Origin of the sequence: Streptomyces phyllanthi (assembly GCF_009377205.1) — a bacterium.
Classification (GTDB): Bacteria; Actinomycetota; Actinomycetes; order Streptomycetales; family Streptomycetaceae; genus Streptomyces; species Streptomyces phyllanthi.
Window position 1 is genome coordinate 1 of the sequence record NZ_VJZE01000142.1, and the last position, 19,028, is coordinate 19,028.

Below are 19,028 nucleotides of genomic sequence, written 5' to 3' on the forward strand. Positions count from 1 at the left end.
GGTGGGGAGGAGTTGGGGTACGGGTGGCCAGAGCTCGGATGTGCGGTCTCCGCCGACGGGAACGGCCCGCGCCGGCCACGGCGACGAGAAGGCGCCGCTGTTGAGCGGGGGTGTCCCGGATCCGACGCCGGGGCGACCGGCCTGGGCGGGTTCCGGGCGACGGTCACGACAGTGCTCGGGCGGTTGCCCGGTGCCAGGACCTGTCCGGCGGATCATGGCCGGGTCCTCGACGCCTGGCACGCACGCTCGCCGTGTTGCCGAAATGCCCATGTGGATCCGTCACGAGGGCACTCCGGCGCCTTGCGATCGCGCGCACCGGACGTCGCGGCCTGCCCGACCCTGATCCGCCGGACAGGCCCTGGTCGCGGTGGGAATCTAGCAGGCCGCCATCGGAAACCGGACAGCGTCGACACAGGTCGGGTGACCGGGCCGCCAGTCCGCCGCCGCGCGGGCCCACCGTAGCCAAACGGTTACGACCGGGCACGCGGCGCCGGCGAACACGCGATCGCCACGGCGGTGACGTACGAGCCGGACCCGGTGAACTCGCCTCTCGGCCACCGGCTTTCAGAAGGCGCCCACAGGCGGCGCCCGGTGTCCGGCGGCTACCCGGACTTCGGTTTTGCATATGCCAAATAGCTATGCCTACACGGGTTCTTCATTACTCACGTTTTACAGACGATCACACAAACGCTATTCTCCGCACGGCCGGTTCCGGACATGTGGCGCGAACTATGCGCATCTTCAGGTGCGAGTTTCGCAAAGCGTGCGTCCGTGCACCGGGCGCGGTGATCCGGCAGCGACGTCGCCTCGGCCACCGCGCACGAGCACATCGAAGGAGGCCCCGGGTGCCCGCGAACACAGTGGACCCGACGCGCGCGCTCGGCCCCGCGCACGCCCGCCCGACGCCGCGGTTGCGCCGCAGGGCCGGAGCCGTCCTCGACCGGTGGCCGTTCCGGCGGAAGCTCAACGTCCTGGTGATCGCGCCCATCGTGGTCGTCGGCACCCTGCTCGGCGTCGGTGTCTACAGCGAGGTGCAGCAGGCCCGGGACGCCGACCGGATCGCGGAGCTGGTCCGTGACAGCGAGCAGGTCGCCCGGCTCATCAACGACGTACAGGCCGAGCACCGTCAGGCGCTCCTGCTGTCCGTACGGTACGAGTCGGTTCGTCCCGGAGCCGCCCTGCCGGAGGCCGCCGACTACCGTGCGGCGCAACGGGACACCGATGCGCAGGCTGCCGCCGTACGCGCGGTGTTCGGGTCGGGCCTGCCGGTCGAGGAGACCCGGGCGCTCGACTATCTGCGCGCCCTCACCGTCCTGCGCGAGAAGCTCGAACGGGGCTATGTCCCCGCCGCCAACATCGACCCCGCCTACGCCTCGGCGGTCGAGTACCTGATCGACGGCATCGGGCTCGAACGCTTCTCCGGCACGCCGTCGTCCTCGGTCACCCAGCTGCTCGACACGGTGCTGCGCGCCGACGCCGCCCACGCGGCCTTCGAGAGCGCCGTGTTCTCCGCGCACACCCGTGACTCCAACGCCCTCACCGAGTTCACGCGCGCGGTCGGGGCCCACCAGCTCTACGACCACCAGTCGGACCGGTTCGGCCGTATCGCCACCCCGAGGCAGGTCCTGGCCCTGAGCGGTATCGAGCGCAGTGCCGAGGAGCACGGCTTCGAGTCCGCCTTCGCGGAGCTCCAGATCGATCCGAGTGCCCTGCAGACCGGGAGCGCGCGGGAACTGCGCAAGGCCATCACCACCGGCACGGAGCAGGCCGAGGCCCGTCTCGGCATCACCCGCTCGCTGATCGGGGAGATCGCCGCCCGGGCCGACGCCGTCTCCCGCAACGCCCTGCAGACCGCGCTGGTCCTGCTCGGTCTGGCCCTGCTCGCCTTCACCGCATGGCTGGGCTTCTGTGTCCTCGTCCGGCGGTCGGTCGTACGCCCCCTGGTGGCCCTGACCGGCGCCGCCCAGCAGGTGGTCGACGTGGCGGGTGAGGAGCTCGCCCGGGTCGCGGACGACGAGTCCACCGACAGCACGCCCCTGCGGCCGCGGCCGATCCCGGTCCCCGCCCGCGACGAGATCGGTGAGCTGGCCGAGGCGTTCAACCAGGTGCAGGTCACCGCCGCGGCGCTCCTGGAGCGACAGGTGCTGAGCCGCCGCAACGTCGCCGAGATGTTCGGCAACGTGGGGCGCAGGGTCAGCAACCTCACCACCCGTCAGCTCGCCCTGATCGACGCCGCCGAACGGGAGGAGACCGACCCCGAACTCCTCGACCGGCTCTACCGCATCGATCACATCGCCGTACGCCTCCAGCGCAACGCCGACAGCCTGATGCTGCTCGCCGGAATCCGGGAGACCGGCGTCGACGCCCGGCCGACCACCCTGGCCGACGTCATCCGGGCGGGGCTCGGCCGGATCGAGGGCTACCAGCGGGTCTCGCTGCGATCCGAGACCGAGGTCACCGTCGCGCCCGACATCATCGGCGACCTCACGCTGATGATCGCCGAACTGCTGGAGAACGCGGTGTCGTTCTCCCCGTCCCACATGCCCGTCGAGGTGGCCGTCCGGCCCGGTACCGACGTCACCGAGGACGGCGGCGCGCTGATCGAGGTCATCGACCACGGCCTCGGCATGAGCGCGGAACGCCTCGCCGAGGAGAACGCCCGGCTGATCCGCCGCGAGCGGCTCGACCTCGTACCGACCAAGGTGCTCGGCCTCTTCGTGGTGGGCAGCCTCGCCCGGCGCTGGGGTATCCGGGTGACCCTGGGCCGTACTCCGGGCGGCGGGGTCACGAGCAGCGTCTGGGTCCCCTCCGGACTCCTGCTGACGCTGAGCCCGGTGGACGCGGCGGGGGCCGGGGACGCGCCGGTGGCCGCGGTTCCCGCGGCCCCTGTGACGCCCCAGGCCCTGGACCCGGCCCGGACGGTGCCGGCGCTGCCCCGGTGGGCCGGGCAGTCGGCCGGCGTACCGGCCTCCGTCCCCGCACCCGCACCCGCCTCCGGGGGCCCCGAGCGGCGGCCCGCCGTCCCCTCGCAGCGGGGCGCCCTCCCCCGGCGTGTCCCCGTCCGCCCGGTCGCGGAGCGGGCGGACGCGCACCAGGCGGACCCGGCGCGGGTGGACGCGGCGCGGGCCCACGCCTCCGACGGGCCGCCCGCGGCCGAGGGCGCCCGGCCGCTGCGGCGGCGCGTGCGGGGCGCGACCCTCGCCAAGACCACCGCACCGGCCGACCGGGAGACGCCGACCGTACGGCAGCCCGTCGACGCCGAAGCGGTCCGCTCGGAACTCGACGAGTTCGAGGCCGCGATCCGCAGGGCGGAACAGGACAGTCTTCTCCACCGCACGGAAACAGCAGCTTCGCAGCACCAGGAAACCGAGAAGGAGTCGGGCATTGATCACGTCGACAGGTGAGAGCAGTTCCGAGCGGCCACAACCGACCGACCTGCGTACCGCGGCGGCCGATTTCACCTGGCTGCTCGACCGGTTCGCCACGGAGACCGCCGGGGTCGTCGACGCCATCGCGGTGTCGTCGGACGGCCTGCTGATCGCGGTGTCCCAGCTCCGCGACCAGGCCGACTCGGAGCGGCTCGCCGCGATCGTCTCCGGCCTCACGAGCCTCGCCGGGGGCGCCTCCGGCAACTACGGTCTGGGCGGTCTCAACAAGGTCATCATCGACCTGGAGGGCGGTCATGTCCTGGTGTCGGCCATCGGCTGCGGCGCCGTCCTGGGCGTGGTGACCACCAAGGAGGCCAAGCTGGGCAACATCGCCTACGAGATGGCGCTCTTCGCCAACCGGGCCGGGGCCGCGCTCACCCCGCAACTCGTACTGGAGCTGAAGAACAGCGTCGGCGTCGCACCGGCCGGCTGATCCGCCCTTGTTCGGGGGCAGGGTTCAGGCATGTCAGGAAGGGATCGTGATGGCCGTCGGTGAACCAGCACCACACGACGCGGCGGGGGGCGCCGGGGGCTCACCGGAGCCGGTCGGCCGCGCCCCCGCCATCCGGCCGTTCCTGCTGACCGCCGGCCGTGTGTCGGGCGCCGGTACCGCGCCGCCCCTGCCGGTCGAGACCCAGGTCGTCGCCACCTCGGCCGGGCTCTCCGTCCTGAACTCGCTCACCTTCGAACACCACGACATCGTGGCCGCGTGCCGACGACCCCAGTCGGTGGCGGAACTCGCCGCCCGGCTGCGGCTGCACCTCAACGTGGTCCGCGTGCTGGCCGAGGACCTGTGTACCGCCGGACGACTGGCAGTCCACAGACCGGAGGCCGGAACGGCCCAGGACCTCTCCGTACTGCGAAGGGTTATCGATGGTCTCCGTGCCGTCCCCGAATCGCGGGGAACACTCCGTGACACCAGTTGAACAGCCTCCGCTACCGGTGAAGATGGTCATCGCCGGCGGCTTCGGCGTCGGCAAGACCACGACCGTGGGAGCGATCTCGGAAATACGCCCGCTGACCACGGAGGCGGCGATCACCGAGGTCGCGGCGGGGGTGGACGATCTCACCCACACTCCCGGCAAGACCACCACCACGGTCGCCATGGACTTCGGGGTGATCACCCTCGATCCGACGCTGAAGCTGTACCTGTTCGGCACTCCGGGCCAGGACCGGTTCGGCTTCATGTGGGACGACCTGGTCGAGGGCGCCCTCGGTGGTCTGGTGATCGTGGACACCCGCCGTCTGGACGACTGCTACGCGGCGGTCGACTACTTCGAGCACAAGGACGTGCCGTTCGTCGTCGCCGTCAACGCGTTCGACGGGGCGGTCGAGCACGATCTGGACGAGGTGCGGTGGGCGCTCGACATCGGCGAACACGTACCGCTGATCGTCTTCGACGCACGGAACACGGGCTCGGTCCGGGACGCGCTGCTGGCCGTACTGGAGGTGGCCCTGTCCCGCGCGGAGGCGGCCGCGGCGCCCTGATCGTGGAGCGGGGCCGGACGCGCTCCCTCCGGGATCGTCACGTCGTCCCGCTCCACAGTCGTCAACAGGCGTTTCACGGGTACTCGCCCGGCGTCCCGAGATCCCTGCCGTGGGCTGTGGCAGGCCCGCGGCCGATCAAGGAAGAGGGAGGCAGGATGAGCACCGTCAAGGAAACGGTGGAAGTCGAGGTCCCCGTCCGCACCGCCTACAACCAGTGGACGCAGTTCGAGGAGTTCCCGAGGTTCATGGAGGGAGTCGAGGAGGTCAGGCAGCTCGACGAACGCCACAACCACTGGACCACCAAGATCGGCGGGGTCCGGCGGGAGTTCGACACCGAGATCGTCGACCAGCTCCCCGACGAGCGGGTCACCTGGCGTACCACCACCGGTGACACCCGGCAGAAGGGCTCGGTCCGCTTCCAGCGCGTGGACGACACGCACACCCGCGTCGAGCTCGTGATGGACATCGAGCCCAGCGGGGCCGCGGAGAAGACCGGGGACATGCTGGGAGTCATCGACCGGCGCGTCAAGGGCGACATGCAGCGCTTCAAGGAGTACATCGAGCAGCGCGGGAGTGAGTCCGGAGCCTGGCGTGGACGCATTCAGCCCGGGTGACCCCCGGCCGGGCGGCACCCTGGCCCGTCGCACCGAAGGCGCCCCGCCGTGCGCGGGGCGCCTTCGCCTCTCCCCGGGCCCCTACGCCGCGCAGGCCCGGATGAAGGCGTCCGCCAGTTCGACGGGGCGGGTGAAACAGCCCTCGTGGCTTCCGGGGACCTCGATGACCAGCGGGTTCTTTAGACGCTGCGGGAAGCGGTTGCCCCAGGCCCACTCTCCGGGCAGGGAGACGTCCTCGGTGGACAGGACGTAGCTGGTGGGTATGTCGAGCGCGGTGAACGCCGAGGTGTCCGGCTTCTCGGTGAAGGTGCCCAGGGGCTGCGGGACCAGGAGGGAGTGGACCATGCGCTGGGTCTCCTCCCCGGCATCCTGCATGAACGCCTGCTGCCAGACCTCCAGCGGCAGCGTGACGGTGTCGTCGCCGGAGGCCGCGGCCAGGGCGTGGAACATCTCGCCGTAGTGCGGCGGGCACGCCTCGATCAGCGACTCGCCGTCCTCCGGCACGAACGCGCTCCAGAAGACCAGCCGCCTGAGCCGGTTGGCGAGCTTCGGTGCCGCCCCGGTCAGGACGTAGCCGCCCCAGCTGTGGCCGACGAGGGTGATCCCGTCGAGCCCGGCGCCCTCGACGTACGCCACCAGGCTGTCCACACAGTCCGTGAGCGTCACGCCGCGCGGGTCGTCGTCGGCGCCCAGCCCGGCCAGGGTGGGGGTGTGCACCTGGTGCCCGGCGGCTCTCAGCTCACGGGCGACCGGGCGCCAGGCCCATCCGCCGTGCCAGGCTCCGGTCACCAGGACGAAGGTCTCGCTCATACCGATCTCCCTTGATCGAGTGGTGGCTGTCCAGTGAGGCGGTCGAGTGGTACGACCCCTCGCGGTCACGGGCCGTCGGCGTGACCGGTTGCCGGTGTCACCGGCCGTCTTGGTGTCACCGGTCATCGGCGTCACCGGCCGTCTCGGCGTCACCGGTCATCGGCGTCACCGGCCGTCGGCGTCACCGGCCGTCAAAGACCCCTTCGGCGGCGAGCCGGCGGGCGATGTCGGCGCGCAGGGCCTTCTTGTCGATCTTTCCGACCTTGGTGGTGGCGAGCTCCGGGACCGTCACCAGCCGTTCCGGGAACTTGAAGCGGGCCGCGTGGGCGCCCTCCATCACGCGGTGGACGTCGCCGAGGGTCACCGTGCGGTCCGCCTCCGGTACGACATAGAGGCAGACGCGCTCGCCGAGTGCGGCGTCGGGCATGGCGACGGCGGCGGCACGGGCGATGCCCGGGGTCTGGTAGGCGAAGTTCTCGATCTCCTCCGCCGAGATGTTCTCCCCGCCCCGGATGATCATGTCCTTGTCGCGCCCCTCGACGACGAGGTTGCCGTCGGGCCGCAGCCGCACGATGTCACCGGTGCGGTACCAGCCGTCCGGGGTGAACGCGCGGGCGTTCTGCTCCTCGGCGCGGTAGTAGCCGCGCGGGGTGTACGGCCCTCGGGTGAGCAGCACGCCCGGTGTGCCCTCGGGAACCGGCTGCCCCAGCTCGTCCACCACGAGGAGCTCGTCGTCCTCGCACATGGGGCGCCCCTGCGTCGTACAGATGACGTCCTCGGGGTCGTCCGGGCGCGTGTAGTTGAGCAGCCCCTCGGCCATGCCGAACACCTGCTGGAGCGTGCAGCCCAGCTCGGTGCGCACCCGGCGCGCGACCTGGTCGGCCAGCCGGGAGCCGCCGACCTGCAGGAGCCTGAGCGAGCTCAGGTCGGCTCCCGGGTGGTCCCGGTGGTGGTCCAGCCAGCGCTGGGCGATGGCCGGGACGACGGCGGTCACGGTGACGCCCTCGCGCTCGATGAGTTCGAACGCCTTGTCCGGGTTGGGTGAGCCGAGGACCACCCGGCCGCCGTTCAGCAGGGTGCCGAGGAGCCCCGGGCAGGCGAGGGGGAAGTTGTGGCCGAGGGGCAGGGCGGCGAAGTAGACCGTGTCGGGGCCGAGGCCGCAGACCTCGGCGCTGCGGCGGGCGTTGTAGAGGTAGTCGTCGTGGGTGCGGGCGATGAGCTTGGGGAGTCCGGTGGTGCCGCCGGACAGGAGGAAGACGGCGATGGAGCGGCTGTCGGGGCGGTAGGCGTCCACGGCGGCCCGGTCGGCCGGAGTGCCGGGCGCCCGGCACAGCTCCCGCAGATCCACGGCACCGTCGCCCACCTTGTCGCCGAGGACGAGGAGGTGCTGGAGGGCCGGGTGCTCCGCGGCGAGCTCGGAGGCCATCGCCTGGTGGTCGTGGTCCTTGAGGACGTCGGGGACGGCGATGGCGACCGCCTCGCTGTGCTCGACCAGGTGCCCGACCTCGTGCTTGCGGTGGCCGGGCAGCGCCATCACCGGGATGACGCCCAGGCGCAGACAGGCGTAGGTGAGGATCACGAACTCGGCGGTGCCGGGCAGCTGCACCACGAGTCGGTCGTCCGGGCGGAGCCCGAGCGCGGCCAGGCGCAGGGCGACGGCGTCCGCCCGCTCGGCGAGTTGACGGTATGTCAGACAGGTGAGGTGCTCGGAGCCGTCGACGAGTGCGACCGCGTCGGGGGTGGCGTCGGCGGCCTCGTGCAGCCGGTCGCCGATCGTCCGGCCCTGCCAGTAGCCCTTGTCGACATAGCGCCGGGCCACGTCCGCGGGCCAGGGCACAGCACCGTTGCTGCTCGGTCTAGGCATGGTCCTTCTCCTCGGCGGTACGGCCTGCCGTGTGCGTGATCACGGCGTCCAGTGCGGTCAGCCCCTCGGCGGTGAGCCGCAGCGGGTTGATCTCGATCTCGGCGGTGTGCGGGCTCGCGACCAGGGCGGCGGCGAGTGCGGCGGCCACCCGTCCGAACGCGGCACGGTCGAGCACCGGCCCGCCGCGCCAGCCGTCGAGCAGGGCGCGGGCCGCCAGTTCGTCGGGCATCGCGGCGGCCTCGGGCACGGAGAGCGGGGCGAGCCGGAGCGCCACATCGGCGTACACCTCGGCCGCCGTACCGCCCAGCCCCGCCAGGACGACCGGCCCGAACACGGGATCCCGTCGCACACCGAGCACGAGGTCGACACCGGGCGGCGCCATCGCCTCCACCAGGTAGCGGCGGCCGGGGCCGATGGCGTCCAGCGCCGCGTCGAGTTCGTCCGGGGTGCGTACGCCCAGGTGGACCCCGCCCGCCTCGGTCTTGTGCAGGATCGCGGCGTCGAGCACCTTGACCGCGACCGGCCCGCCGAGCAGGCGCAGGGCCTGGTGGGCTTCGGCGCGGGAGCCGCAGGGGACGCGGTCCGGGGTGGGGATCCCGAGGGTGCCGAGGAAGGTCTTGGCGGCGTGCTCGTCCAGAGGGCCGGGAGGTACGGCGACACCTGAATCCGGTGGGGGCTGCGATGGCGGGTCCTCCCGCTCCCCCAGGGCCCGCTGCCGCGCATCCGTCACCAGGGCCCGTACGGCGCCCGCGGCGGAGGCCGGTCCGGCGAGTGCCGGGACACCCGCCTTGTGCAGCCGCGCCCGCTGCTCGGCCACGTCCTCGGGAAGACCGCCGACGACCACCACCGCGGGGGAGGCAGCGCCGAGGCCGGCGTCCTGGGCGGCCGAGGCGAGGTCGACGCTGTCGGGCTCGGCCAGGGCGTAGACCGCCAGCAGGTCCACCTCCGGGTCGGCGGCGGTGGCGTCCAGCACGCGGGCGAAGGTCTCGGCGGGCCGGCCGGTGTCGACGGGGTTGCGCTGGTAGGTGAGCGGGGGCAGCAGCTCACCCAGCGTGCGCCGGGTGGGCCCGGTCAGCTCCGGCATCCGGATACCGTCGGCGCCGGCCCGGTCGGCCAGCAGCAGTCCCGGCCCCGCCTGGGCGGTCACGATGCCGAGCCCGGGGTCCGGGTGGGGGCGCAGCCGGATGCGCGAGAGAGCGGTGAGCGCGTCCACCAGTTCCCGTTCGTCGTCGACGACCACCGCTCCGGCCTGCCGAAGCGCCGCCCGTGCCGTACGCCAGGAGGTGGCCAGCGCGCCGGTGTGCGAGCGCGCGAAGTCACCGACGTCCGTACGTCCGACGACCAGCGCCACGACCGGTTTCACGGTGGTGAGCCGCCGTACGGCGGCCACCAGGCGCGGTCCGTCGGGAACCGTCTCCAGGTGCAGGGCGACGGCTGTCGTACGGCCGTCCTCGGCGAGGTGCTCCAGGACGTCCGCCGCGGTCACGTCCAGGCCGGCGCCGATGCCCGCGGCGAGGCTGATGCCGTTGCCCGCGGCGGCCAGGTCGAAGGCGAGCGCGTGGTTGACGCCGCCGCTGGCCGCGACCACCGCGATGTCCCCGGCGGGCAGTTGTCCCGCGGCGGGCACGAAGCTGGCCGTCAGCCCGAGGTGGGGGTCGAAGAACCCGGAGGTGTTGGGGCCGAGCAGCCGGATCCCGGTCTCCCGGACCGTACGGCGCAACGCCTTTGCGTGCCCCTCGCCCTCCGGGCCCGCTTCGCCGAAACCTCCGGCGCACACGAGTGCCGCACGGCAGCCCGCGGCGGCGGCCTCGGCCAGTGCGTCCGCGCAGGCAGCCGCCGGTACGCACAGCACGGCCAGGTCGAGACGGCGGCCGCCGGTGTGCCCGGCGGCGTCGGCGACCGAGGCGTACACACCGTCGGCGGGGTCGGGGCGGCGGGAGTTGACGAGGGCGCGGGCGCCGGGGAAGGCGGCCAGGGAACGGGCCATGGCCGCGCCCAGCTTGCCGCTCTGCCGCGAGGCGCCGATGACCACCACGCCCTCGGGCGTGAACAGCGGCGTCAGGTTCGTGGTCATATCCGCTCCCGTGCCACGAGGTCGGCGCGCCCGGACAGCAGCAGCGTCTCGGCCCGGTCGTCGTCCATGCCGTCCTCCACGATCAGTGCGGGCACCGTGTGCACCAGCCGGGCCTGCTCCGCGAGCAGTTGCCGGGTGAGCGCGGTGCCGGAATGGACGGCGACCAGCGCGGGCGGGGTCGCACCACTCACGGCGCGCTCCAACTCCTCGTACAGAGACGGGAGTTGTGCCTCCGCGTCCGGCGCGGTGAGCCACAGGCACCCCGCCAGCGGGCCCCTCAGTTCGGCGGGCGGGACCCACCGCCCGCCGAACTCACGCTCGCCCAGCCGGAACGGCGTGTCCAGGGGGTCGCGCCCGTCGTGCGCGGCCCGCCAGTCCTCTGCGACCCGTTCGACGAACTCCGGGTCGCGGCGCGCGATCCGCTCCTTGCCGATGCTGCGGGAGAGGAAGTGGAAGGCGAACCGCGTCGGCGAGAACGCGTCGTGGTAGCGCCCGAAGTGCTCCCACCAGGACAGGCTCGGCCGGGCGGAGTTCTGGATCCGCTCCACCGATGGTCGCCGCTCCGCCTCGTACGCCTCCAGGGCCGTCGTCAGGTCGTCGCGGTGGGCGAGGAGACTGCCGGCGAGCGCGATGGCGTCCTCCATGGCCATCTTGGTACCGGAGCCGACGGAGAAGTGCGCGGTGTGCGCGGCGTCGCCGAGCAGGACGACGTTGCCGCTGTGCCAGCGACGGGTGCGCCGGGTGCGGAAGTTGCCCCAGCGCGAGTTGTTGACCAGCAGGTCGTGGCCGTCGATCTGCTCGGCGAAGAGCTTCTCCAGATACCGTCTGGTCTTCTCGTCGCTCGGCCCGGGCGGCTGCGCGGTGTCGAACGCGTCGAGCCCGGCCGCCCGCCAGGACTCCTCGTCCGTCTCCACGATGAAGGTGCTGGCGTTCTCGCTGATCGGGTAGCCGTGCACGGCGAACGTGCCGTCCGGTCCGTGCTCGTGCACGAAGGTCAGTCCGTCGAAGAGATACGTCGTGCCGAACCAGATGAACTTGGCGGTCGCCACCTCCACCTCGGGCACGAGCACATCGGCGAGCCGGTCGCGGAACCGGGAGTTGGCCCCGTCGGCGGCCACGATCAGGTCGAAATCCGCGAGCGAGTCCGGGGCGGCGGGCACCTCGTGGCCGAATCTCAGCTCGACGCCGACCTCCACCGCCCGCCGGTGCAGGAGCTGCAGGAGGGTTCTGCGGGTGATGGCCGCCATGCCGTTGCCGCCGCAGCGGATGCGCTGCCCCTTCAGGCGCACCTCGATGTCGTCCCAGTGACGTCCGTGGTCCGCGAGGGCGGTGCGGAGCACGGGGTCGGCCGCGTGGATGCCTGCCAGTGTCGCGTCGGAGAACACCACGCCGAAGCCGAAGGTGTCGTCCGGGCCGTTCCGCTCGAAGACCGTCACCTCGACCGACGGATCGGCCTGCTTGAGGAGTGTGGCGAAGAACAGCCCACCGGGGCCTCCTCCCACACAAGCGATCCGAGACACCATGGCTCCTGCCTCCACATCGAGTACCGGAACAGGCCGGGGGGCTGTCCGTTCGCCGCCATTCTGTGTCAGTCATTCCACGGACGTCAATGATTTGTCACGCAATTCCATCGCCGTACGCGCAGCACGCAGGGCGCGACGCAAGAGACCTATCGGCCACCCGACTCATCCTGGCGACGGCCGTCCGTATGACATAGTCGGATCCGTGAAACCTCGATCGATCGTCTTCGACCTGTTCGGCGACTACGTCCGGTACCGCGGCGGCGCCGCCCGGCTGCGCACCCTCAGCACACTGATGGACTGCTTCGGCGTCGGCGACAGTACGGTGCGGGTGGTGCTCGCGCGCCTGCGCAAGGAGGGCTGGTTCGATGTGCGGCGCGAGGGCAGGGAGACGCTCTACGCGCTCAACACGCGCAGTCTCCAGCTGCTCGACGAGGGCCGCTCGCGCATCTTCGACCGCGCGCCGTCCGACTGGGACCGGCACTGGTACATGGTCATCTACTCGGTGCCGGAGACCGAACGCGGTGTGCGGGACCGCATCCGCAAGGAACTGGCCTGGCTGGGCTTCGGCCCGCTGGCCCCGTCGACGTACGTCGCCCCGCACGACCGGATCCGGCAGGTGCGGGAGAAGTTCGCCGACGAGCCCGCCGTACGCCTCGACACCCTGCGCTGCCAGTCGGGCGGGCTCCCCGTCGACCGCGAGATGGCCGCCCGCTGCTGGGACCTGGCCGCACTCAACGAGGACTACCGGGAACTGCTGCGTACCTATCGCGTCCGGATGCCGTCCTACCGGGCCGGGCACCTCAGCCCCGAGGAGGCACTCGTCGAGCGCATGCGGCTGACGTACGACTACCGCAAGTTCCCCTTCCGCGACCCCGACCTGCCGACGGAGCTGCTCCCGGCGGGCTGGGTGGGACACGAGGCGCACGAGATGTTCATGGAGGCCCACGACCTGCTCGGCCCGTCGGCCGAGTCCTTCTACGACGAGGTGGCCGGAACGCGTCCCGTGGCGCAGCCGTAGCGCCCGACCCCTCGTTCCGCTACGCGAGGTGCCCCAGTTCCCGTGACGCCTCGGCCACCGTGGTGTGCAGTTCGCCCGTCACCTCGGCGAGGTGGTCCGGGGTGCCGACGCTCTCGGGCAGGACGACGGAGAGGGCGAGCGGCAGGGGATCGCCCGCGGCGAACACGGGCGCCGCGACGGAGATGATGCCCGGGATGACGCCGCTGTGCGTCACCACGTGCCCCTGCTCCCGGACCTGTGCGCGCGTGGCCGCGAGACGCTCGTCCGTCCAGTCGGCCTCCTTGCCGCGGCGCTCACCGCGCAGCACCTCGTCGGTGAGGCTCTCGGGCAGGTGGGCGAGGAAGACCTGCCCGACGGACGACGTGAGCAGGGGAAGCGTGGCGCCGACCCGCACGGTCAGCGGCAGCGGGCGCGTCCCGTACGCCCAGCTCACCACGATCGGACCGCGGTCTCCCCAGACCGCGAGGTTCACGGAGTGGCCCGTGCGGTCACGGAGCCGCGTCGCGTGGCCGCCGGCCACCGCCACCTCGTTGGTGCGGCGCAGCGCCTCGGCCCCCATACGGCGCATCGCGGCCCCGAAGTCGTAGAGCCCCGACGCCGGATCCTGCGAGGTCAGTCCGATACGGCCGAGGCTGACGAGGTAGCGGTGCACCTTGCTGGGCTGCATCCCGCTCGCCTGCGCGATCGCCGACAGACTCAGCGCGCCGCCGCCGTCCTCCAGGGCCAGCAGGACCCGCATCGCGGTCTCGACGGACTGGATGCCCTGACGTCCGAGGCCGTCGGACGCCACGGACTCGGGCCCGGACCGCTCCGTGTTCTCCCCGGGTTCGGTTGACGTCACAGCGCGGTCCTCTCCGTACCGGTGCATGAACGCGGTCAGCCTATAGGGGTGGCCGACGTGGCTTCCGTCGTCCCTGGCCTGCGGCTTTTCCCCCACGGGCGGCCTGCGCCCTTGGCGGACACCATCAATCTTGGCATTCACTATTGCGGAACGCATTACGTTCTGGTGAACTGCACCGCAGCGGCCCTCCCCTCCGGCAGCCGCCTCCCGCCGCTCCGGCGGCCCGCCTCACAGCACCACCCGAGTCGCCCGTCCGACGGCGCACACCTCCGCGCACCCCACACGCCCCGGCCCTCCCGGCGAGCCGGGCACCCCATCCCGACCACTGCTCGCGCGCCCCGTCCGCATACGCGATCGGCCGAGCCGCAGGGCATGTGCGGTCGAGATCACGAGATCAACCGAGGAGAACGCCCCCATGAAGCTGATAGCCCTCGAAGAGCACTTCGTGACCCCGGCACTGGTGGGCCATGGCGCGTCGACCGCGTCCATAGCCCAGCCCGGCGCCTGGGCCGAGGCCTCCCGGCGGCTCCTCGACCTCACCGAGGAACGCCTCGAGGCCATGGACGCCGCCGGCCTGGACATGCAGGTCCTCTCGCTCAACTCCCCCGGTATCCAGGCGGAGCAGGACCCGGTGTCCGCCGTACGCCAGGCGGCCACGGTCAACGACTTCCTCGCCGGAGTCGTCGCCGGGCACCCCGACCGCTTCTCGGGCTTCGCCGCGCTGCCCCTGCAGGATCCGAAGGCCGCGGCCGACGAGCTGGAGCGCTCGGTGACCCAGCTCGGCCTGCGCGGCGCCCTCGTCAACGCGCACACCGATGGCATGTATCTGGACGACCCGGCCCTGCGCGTCGTGTGGGAGCGCGCCGAGCATCTCGACGTGCCGCTCTATCTGCACCCGGCCAACGGCGTCGACACCGCGCACGTGTTCTCGGGCCACCCCGAACTCGTCGGACCGATGTGGAGCTGGGGAGTGGACACGGCCACCCATGTCCTGCGGCTCGTCTTCGGCGGTGTCTTCGACGACTTCCCGAACGCCAAGCTGCTCCTCGGCCACATGGGAGAGGGACTGCCGTTCGTGCTGTGGCGCATGGACTCCCGCTGGGACTTCCACGCCCACCACGGCATCGAACTCAGGCGCGGGCGCCCCTCGGAGTACATCCGCCACAACGTCTACATCACGACCAGTGGCGTCTGCTCCCCCGCCCCGCTGCTCGCCGCCCTGCTCTCGGTCGGCGCCGACCACATCCTCTTCGGCACCGACTACCCCTTCGAGGACATGGGGACGGCCACCACGTTCCTGCGGGACGCGCCGATCAGCGACGCGGACCGGCTCAAGATCGGCCACCGGAACGCGGAGAAGCTCCTCGGCCTCGCCCCCACCGCCGCCTACGCGGGTGTCTGAGCAGAAGGGAACGCACGTGTACGACGTCGCCGTCATCGGGTACGGCCCCGTGGGCATGGTCACCGCGGCACTGCTCGGGCAGGCAGGCCACGACGTGGTCGTGCTGGAGCGCTACCCCACCCTCTACAACCTTCCGCGCGCCGCGATCTTCGACGACGAGACGATGCGGACCTTCGACCGTGTCGGCATCGCCCGTGATCTGCTGCCCACGCTGCACGTCCAGCGGAACTACGAGTGGCGCAACGGCGCGGGCGAGCTCCTCATCGAGCACGACTTCGCCGCCGTCGGCCGCCAGGGCTGGGCGGAGTGGTACATGATGTACCAGCCCGAGCTGGAGGACGCCCTCGACCATGTGGTGCGCGGCCTCGGCAGCGTCGAGGTCCGGATGGACTCCCGGGTCGTCGCCCTCGACAGCACGCACGAGGGCGTGGACATCCGGGTCGACGGGGACGGCACGCCGGTATCCGCTCGGTATGCGGTGGCGTGCGACGGAGGCAACAGCTTCACGCGCGGCCGGCTGGGCATCGGCCAGGACGACTACGGGTTCTCCGAGCCGTGGATGGTCTGCGACTTCCGGCTGACCGGTCCCGCGGAGGTCCCCAAGGCCCGTCAGGTCTGCGACCCGGGGCAGCCGGTGTCGATCATCTCGCTGGGCCCCCGTCACCACCGGTTCAGCTTCATGCTCGACTCGGAGGAGTCCTTCCCCGTCGAGCGGGACCCCGACCGGGTGTGGGCACGGGTCGCCGCGTATCTCGACCGCTCGCGGGCCGAACTCATCCGGGTCGCCACGTACACGTTCCGCTCACTCGTCGCGGACCGCTGGCGCGGCGGCCGGGTCCTGCTCGCCGGGGACGCGGCCCACCAGATGCCGCCCTTCCTCGGGCAGGGCATGTGCTCGGGCATCCGCGACGCCCAGAACCTCGCCTTCAAGCTCGACGCCGTGCTGCGGGGCGCCGACGACGCGCTGCTCGACACGTACCAGAGCGAGCGCGAGCCGCATGTGCGGGCCGTCATCGTCAAGGGAATCGAGCTCGGCCGCGTACAGACCACGCGTGATCCGGTGGCCGCCGCCGAGCGGGACGCCCGTCTGATCGCGCAGCGCGAGGCGGACGGCCGCCCGGAGAAGATGCGTTTCCCGGGCCTCGGCCCCGGCCTGCGCGACGACAGCCCGCAGGCCGGGCAGCTGATGCCGCAGGGCCGGGTCGAGTCGCACGGCGTCGAGGGGCTCTTCGACGACGTCCTCGGCCGCGGGTTCGTCCTCCTCGTCGACGGCCGCGACGGCGCCTCGCTCGACGCCCCGTCCACCGAGTTCGCCGCCGGGCTCGGGGTGGCCGTCCACCATCTGACCGACCGCCCCACCACCGAGGGGTTCACCGACACCGACGGTGTCTACGGCCGCTGGTTCGACGAGACCGGCCGCGCCGCCGTCCTGTGGCGGCCCGACTTCTACGTCCTCGGCACCGCGGGCGTGCTGCCGGACGTCCCGGCGCTCCTGAAGACGCTTGCATCCGCAATCGAGCCCGCACACACTCCTGCCACCGCCAGAGAAGGGATCCGGCCATGACAGTGCCGTCCACCGCCCTACGCCCGCAGGTCCGCGGGATATCCGCGAAAACGTTCATGCTGCTGGCCGCCTGGATCGTGGCGTCCCTGGAGGGCTACGACCTGGCCGTGTACGGCGTCAGTGTCCCCGCCCTGCTGGGCGACCCCTCCCTCGGCATCGACAAGGCGGAGGCCGGCTCCATCGGGTCGATGGTCGGCCTGGGGATGCTGGTCGGCGCGGCGCTCGCCGGTGCCCTCGTCCACCGCACCGGTCCGCGCCGGCTCCTGGTCGTCGGCACCACCGTCTTCTCGCTCGGCATGGCGCTCAGCGCGGCCGCCGGCGACGCCACGTCCTGGAGTGCCGGACGCCTCGTGGTCGGCCTCGGCCTGGGCGTGGTGCTGCCGACGCTCAACGCCTACGTCGCCGACCTCAGCGAACCGGCCCACCGCAGCCGCAACATCACGCTGATGATGAGCGGCTACGCGGCCGGCGCCCTGGTCTCCCCGCTGCTCGGCACCGCCCTGCTCCCCGACGTCTCGTACCGCTGGCTCTACGTGATCGGCGTGCTTCCGGTGTTCGTGGCCCTTCCGCTGCTGCTCCGGCTGCCGGAGAGCCCCTTCCACCTCAGCCGTACGGGCAGAGCGGAGCAGGCACGGGTGGTGGAGGAGCGGCTCGGTCTGGCTCCCTCCGACGACCGGCCGGCCGCGGACCCGGGTCGCTGGCTCGGCCTCCGCTCGCTGCTGACGGGCGGGCTGGCGGTCCCGACCGTGCTCTTCTGGGCCATGTCGTTCTGCGGGCTGCTGCTGGTCTTCGGTATCAGCACCTGGCTGCCCAGCATCATGCAGGCCGCCGGGTTCTCCCTGGGCTCGGCTCTGCTGCAGACCGCGGCCATGTGGCTGGGCGTCGGCTTCGGCGCCATCGCCGGTGGCCGTGTCGCGGACGCCCTCGGCCCCAAGCGGGTCGTGATCGCCGCGTTCCTGGTCGGCACGCTGAGCCTGATCGCGATGAGCATGCGCCCGCCGACCCCCGTCATGTTCGTGCTCATGTTCGTCAGCGGCTTCGGGTTCATCGGCTCGCAGATCCTCGGCAACGCGTTCATCGTGACGAGATACCCGGACGCCCTGCGGGGCAACGGCCTCGCGTGGGCCCTGTCGGTGGGACGTTTCGGGGCGATAGCGGGTCCGTCGCTGGGCGCGTTCGTCCTCGGCTCGGGCGCCGGTGTCGAGTGGGCCTTCTACGCCTTCGCCGTCCCCGCGCTCGTCGGAGCGCTCGCGGCGGGTGCCGTCCCCCGGGCACGAGCGGCGACGGCATGACCGTCTCCGCCTGGTCGCCGGTCGTCCACGAGTCCTGGGCCCAGCGGGTCGTCTTCGGCTCGGGCACCGCCCGGGCCGACGTGGCGGCCGAGGTCGCGGGACTCGGGGCGACCCGGGTCCTGGTGATCGCGGCCGAGGGCGAGCGCGCCCTGGCCGAGGACCTGTGCGGGGACGTTCCGGTCGTGGCGGTCTTCGACGCCGTACGGCCGCACGTGCCGGTCGATGTGGCGCGGGCCGTGCGGGCCGCGGCCCACGAGCACGCGGCCGACCTGCTGCTGAGCGTCGGCGGAGGATCGACGACGGGCACGGCGAAGGCGGCGGCGCTGACCACGGGGCTGCCGGTCCTCGCCGTCCCCACGACCTACGCCGGCTCCGAGGCGACGCCCGTGTGGGGCCTGACCGAGGACGGCCACAAGCGAACCGGCGTCGATCCGAAGGTGCTCCCCCGGGTCGTCGTCTACGACGCCACCCTCATGCTGTCGTTGCCGGCCCGCCTGTCGGTGACGTCGGGACTGAACGCGCTCGCCCACTGCGTCGACGCGTGGTGGGCACCGCGGCACAGTCCGATCAGTGCTGCCCTGGCCGTCGAGGGTGTCCGGTCGCTGGCCGCCTCGCTGCCGCGCATCGTCGCCGACGGCCGGGATGTCGCGGCGCGGCGCGACATCCTCTTCGGCGCCTACCTCGGGGCGGTCGCCTTCGCCGGGGCCGGTTCCGGGCTGCACCACAAGGTGTGCCATGTCCTCGGCGGCGCGTACGACCTCGAACACGCCGCCCTGCACTCCGTGGTGCTTCCGCATGTGGTGGGCCTCAACCTGCCCGCGGCGCCCGACGCGGCGCGGTGGCTCGGGTCGGCGCTGGACGACCGCGCCGACCCCTTCGGAGCGCTGCTCGCCCTCTACGCGGCACTCGACCCGCCGCGTTCGCTCCGGGAACTGGGACTGGCCGAGCGGGAGCTCGACCGGGCCACCGATCTGGTGCGGGCGCAGGTGCCGCACTCCAACCCGCGCCGGGTGGCACAGGACGAGCTGCGCGAGCTGCTGGGGCGCGCGTGGCGCGGGGACAGCCCGGTACTCGTCCCCCTCACCGAGTCCTGAACGACCGTCCCTGACC

At 72.3% G+C, this 19,028-nt stretch carries 15 protein-coding genes; 10 read left to right on the top strand and 5 right to left on the bottom strand.

Annotation, left to right across the window (positions count from 1 at the left end; genetic code table 11):
• Window positions 1–845 precede the first annotated feature (845 nt).
• From FNH04_RS20800 to FNH04_RS20820, 5 genes are all read left to right on the top strand, one after another.
• Complete coding sequence (locus FNH04_RS20800) at window positions 846–3,404, top strand: ATP-binding protein (RefSeq protein WP_386575662.1); 2,559 nt, start codon at window positions 846–848, stop codon at window positions 3,402–3,404.
• Complete coding sequence (locus tag FNH04_RS20805) at window positions 3,385–3,861, top strand: roadblock/LC7 domain-containing protein (protein ID WP_152786427.1); 477 nt, start codon at window positions 3,385–3,387, stop codon at window positions 3,859–3,861. The genes FNH04_RS20800 and FNH04_RS20805 overlap by 20 nt, the downstream gene beginning before the upstream one ends.
• 49 nt (window positions 3,862–3,910) lie before the next feature.
• Complete coding sequence (locus FNH04_RS20810) at window positions 3,911–4,354, top strand: DUF742 domain-containing protein (RefSeq protein ID WP_152786429.1); 444 nt, start codon at window positions 3,911–3,913, stop codon at window positions 4,352–4,354.
• Complete coding sequence (locus FNH04_RS20815; protein ID WP_152786431.1) at window positions 4,302–4,916, top strand: GTP-binding protein; 615 nt, start codon at window positions 4,302–4,304, stop codon at window positions 4,914–4,916. Before FNH04_RS20810 ends, FNH04_RS20815 begins: the two co-directional genes overlap by 53 nt.
• A gap of 155 nt (window positions 4,917–5,071) precedes the next feature.
• A complete protein-coding gene (locus FNH04_RS20820; protein WP_152786433.1) occupies window positions 5,072–5,530 on the top strand; it encodes an SRPBCC family protein in 459 nt (152 codons plus the stop codon).
• 81 nt (window positions 5,531–5,611) lie between these two features.
• Here FNH04_RS20820 and FNH04_RS20825 read toward each other — a convergent pair whose 3' ends face one another.
• The 4 genes from FNH04_RS20825 to FNH04_RS20840 all read right to left on the bottom strand — a co-directional run bounded on the left by FNH04_RS20825 (window position 5,612) and on the right by FNH04_RS20840 (window position 11,801).
• A complete protein-coding gene (locus FNH04_RS20825) occupies window positions 5,612–6,340 on the bottom strand; it encodes an alpha/beta fold hydrolase (protein ID WP_152786435.1) in 729 nt (242 codons plus the stop codon).
• Between the two features lie 181 nt (window positions 6,341–6,521).
• Window positions 6,522–8,204 carry a (2,3-dihydroxybenzoyl)adenylate synthase gene (locus FNH04_RS20830; protein WP_152786437.1) on the bottom strand — a complete coding sequence of 561 codons (1,683 nt, stop codon included), beginning with the start codon at window positions 8,202–8,204 and terminating at the stop codon, window positions 6,522–6,524.
• The gene (locus FNH04_RS20835; protein ID WP_152786439.1) at window positions 8,197–10,278 is read right to left on the bottom strand and encodes an acetate--CoA ligase family protein; all 2,082 of its coding nucleotides are present in this window, start codon (window positions 10,276–10,278) and stop codon (window positions 8,197–8,199) included. Before FNH04_RS20835 ends, FNH04_RS20830 begins: the two co-directional genes overlap by 8 nt.
• Window positions 10,275–11,801, bottom strand: coding sequence for an FAD-dependent monooxygenase (locus FNH04_RS20840; protein ID WP_152786441.1), 1,527 nt, complete (start codon window positions 11,799–11,801; stop codon window positions 10,275–10,277). Before FNH04_RS20840 ends, FNH04_RS20835 begins: the two co-directional genes overlap by 4 nt.
• 202 nt (window positions 11,802–12,003) lie before the next feature.
• Here FNH04_RS20840 and FNH04_RS20845 point away from each other — a divergent pair, with 202 nt between their 5' ends.
• Window positions 12,004–12,819: a PaaX family transcriptional regulator gene (locus FNH04_RS20845; protein WP_322723418.1), complete on the top strand. Its 816-nt coding sequence runs from the start codon at window positions 12,004–12,006 to the stop codon at window positions 12,817–12,819.
• A 19-nt stretch (window positions 12,820–12,838) separates the two neighbouring features.
• On the opposite strand, the gene FNH04_RS20850 is transcribed toward FNH04_RS20845, so the two are convergent.
• Window positions 12,839–13,660 carry an IclR family transcriptional regulator gene (locus FNH04_RS20850; protein WP_322723419.1) on the bottom strand — a complete coding sequence of 274 codons (822 nt, stop codon included), beginning with the start codon at window positions 13,658–13,660 and terminating at the stop codon, window positions 12,839–12,841.
• Between the two features lie 415 nt (window positions 13,661–14,075).
• On the opposite strand from FNH04_RS20850, the gene FNH04_RS20855 reads away from it, so the two are divergent.
• The 4 genes from FNH04_RS20855 to FNH04_RS20870 are packed head-to-tail and all read left to right on the top strand — an operon-like array spanning window position 14,076 to window position 19,012.
• Complete coding sequence (locus tag FNH04_RS20855) at window positions 14,076–15,062, top strand: amidohydrolase family protein (protein WP_152786443.1); 987 nt, start codon at window positions 14,076–14,078, stop codon at window positions 15,060–15,062.
• Window positions 15,055–16,626: a bifunctional 3-(3-hydroxy-phenyl)propionate/3-hydroxycinnamic acid hydroxylase gene (locus FNH04_RS20860; RefSeq protein ID WP_322723421.1), complete on the top strand. Its 1,572-nt coding sequence runs from the start codon at window positions 15,055–15,057 to the stop codon at window positions 16,624–16,626. The genes FNH04_RS20855 and FNH04_RS20860 overlap by 8 nt, the downstream gene beginning before the upstream one ends.
• Window positions 16,623–17,918: an MFS transporter gene (locus FNH04_RS20865; RefSeq protein WP_152786445.1), complete on the top strand. Its 1,296-nt coding sequence runs from the start codon at window positions 16,623–16,625 to the stop codon at window positions 17,916–17,918. The genes FNH04_RS20860 and FNH04_RS20865 overlap by 4 nt, the downstream gene beginning before the upstream one ends.
• The gene (locus FNH04_RS20870; RefSeq protein WP_152786447.1) at window positions 17,915–19,012 is read left to right on the top strand and encodes a maleylacetate reductase; all 1,098 of its coding nucleotides are present in this window, start codon (window positions 17,915–17,917) and stop codon (window positions 19,010–19,012) included. Before FNH04_RS20865 ends, FNH04_RS20870 begins: the two co-directional genes overlap by 4 nt.
• The last annotated feature ends 16 nt before the right edge of the window (window positions 19,013–19,028 follow it).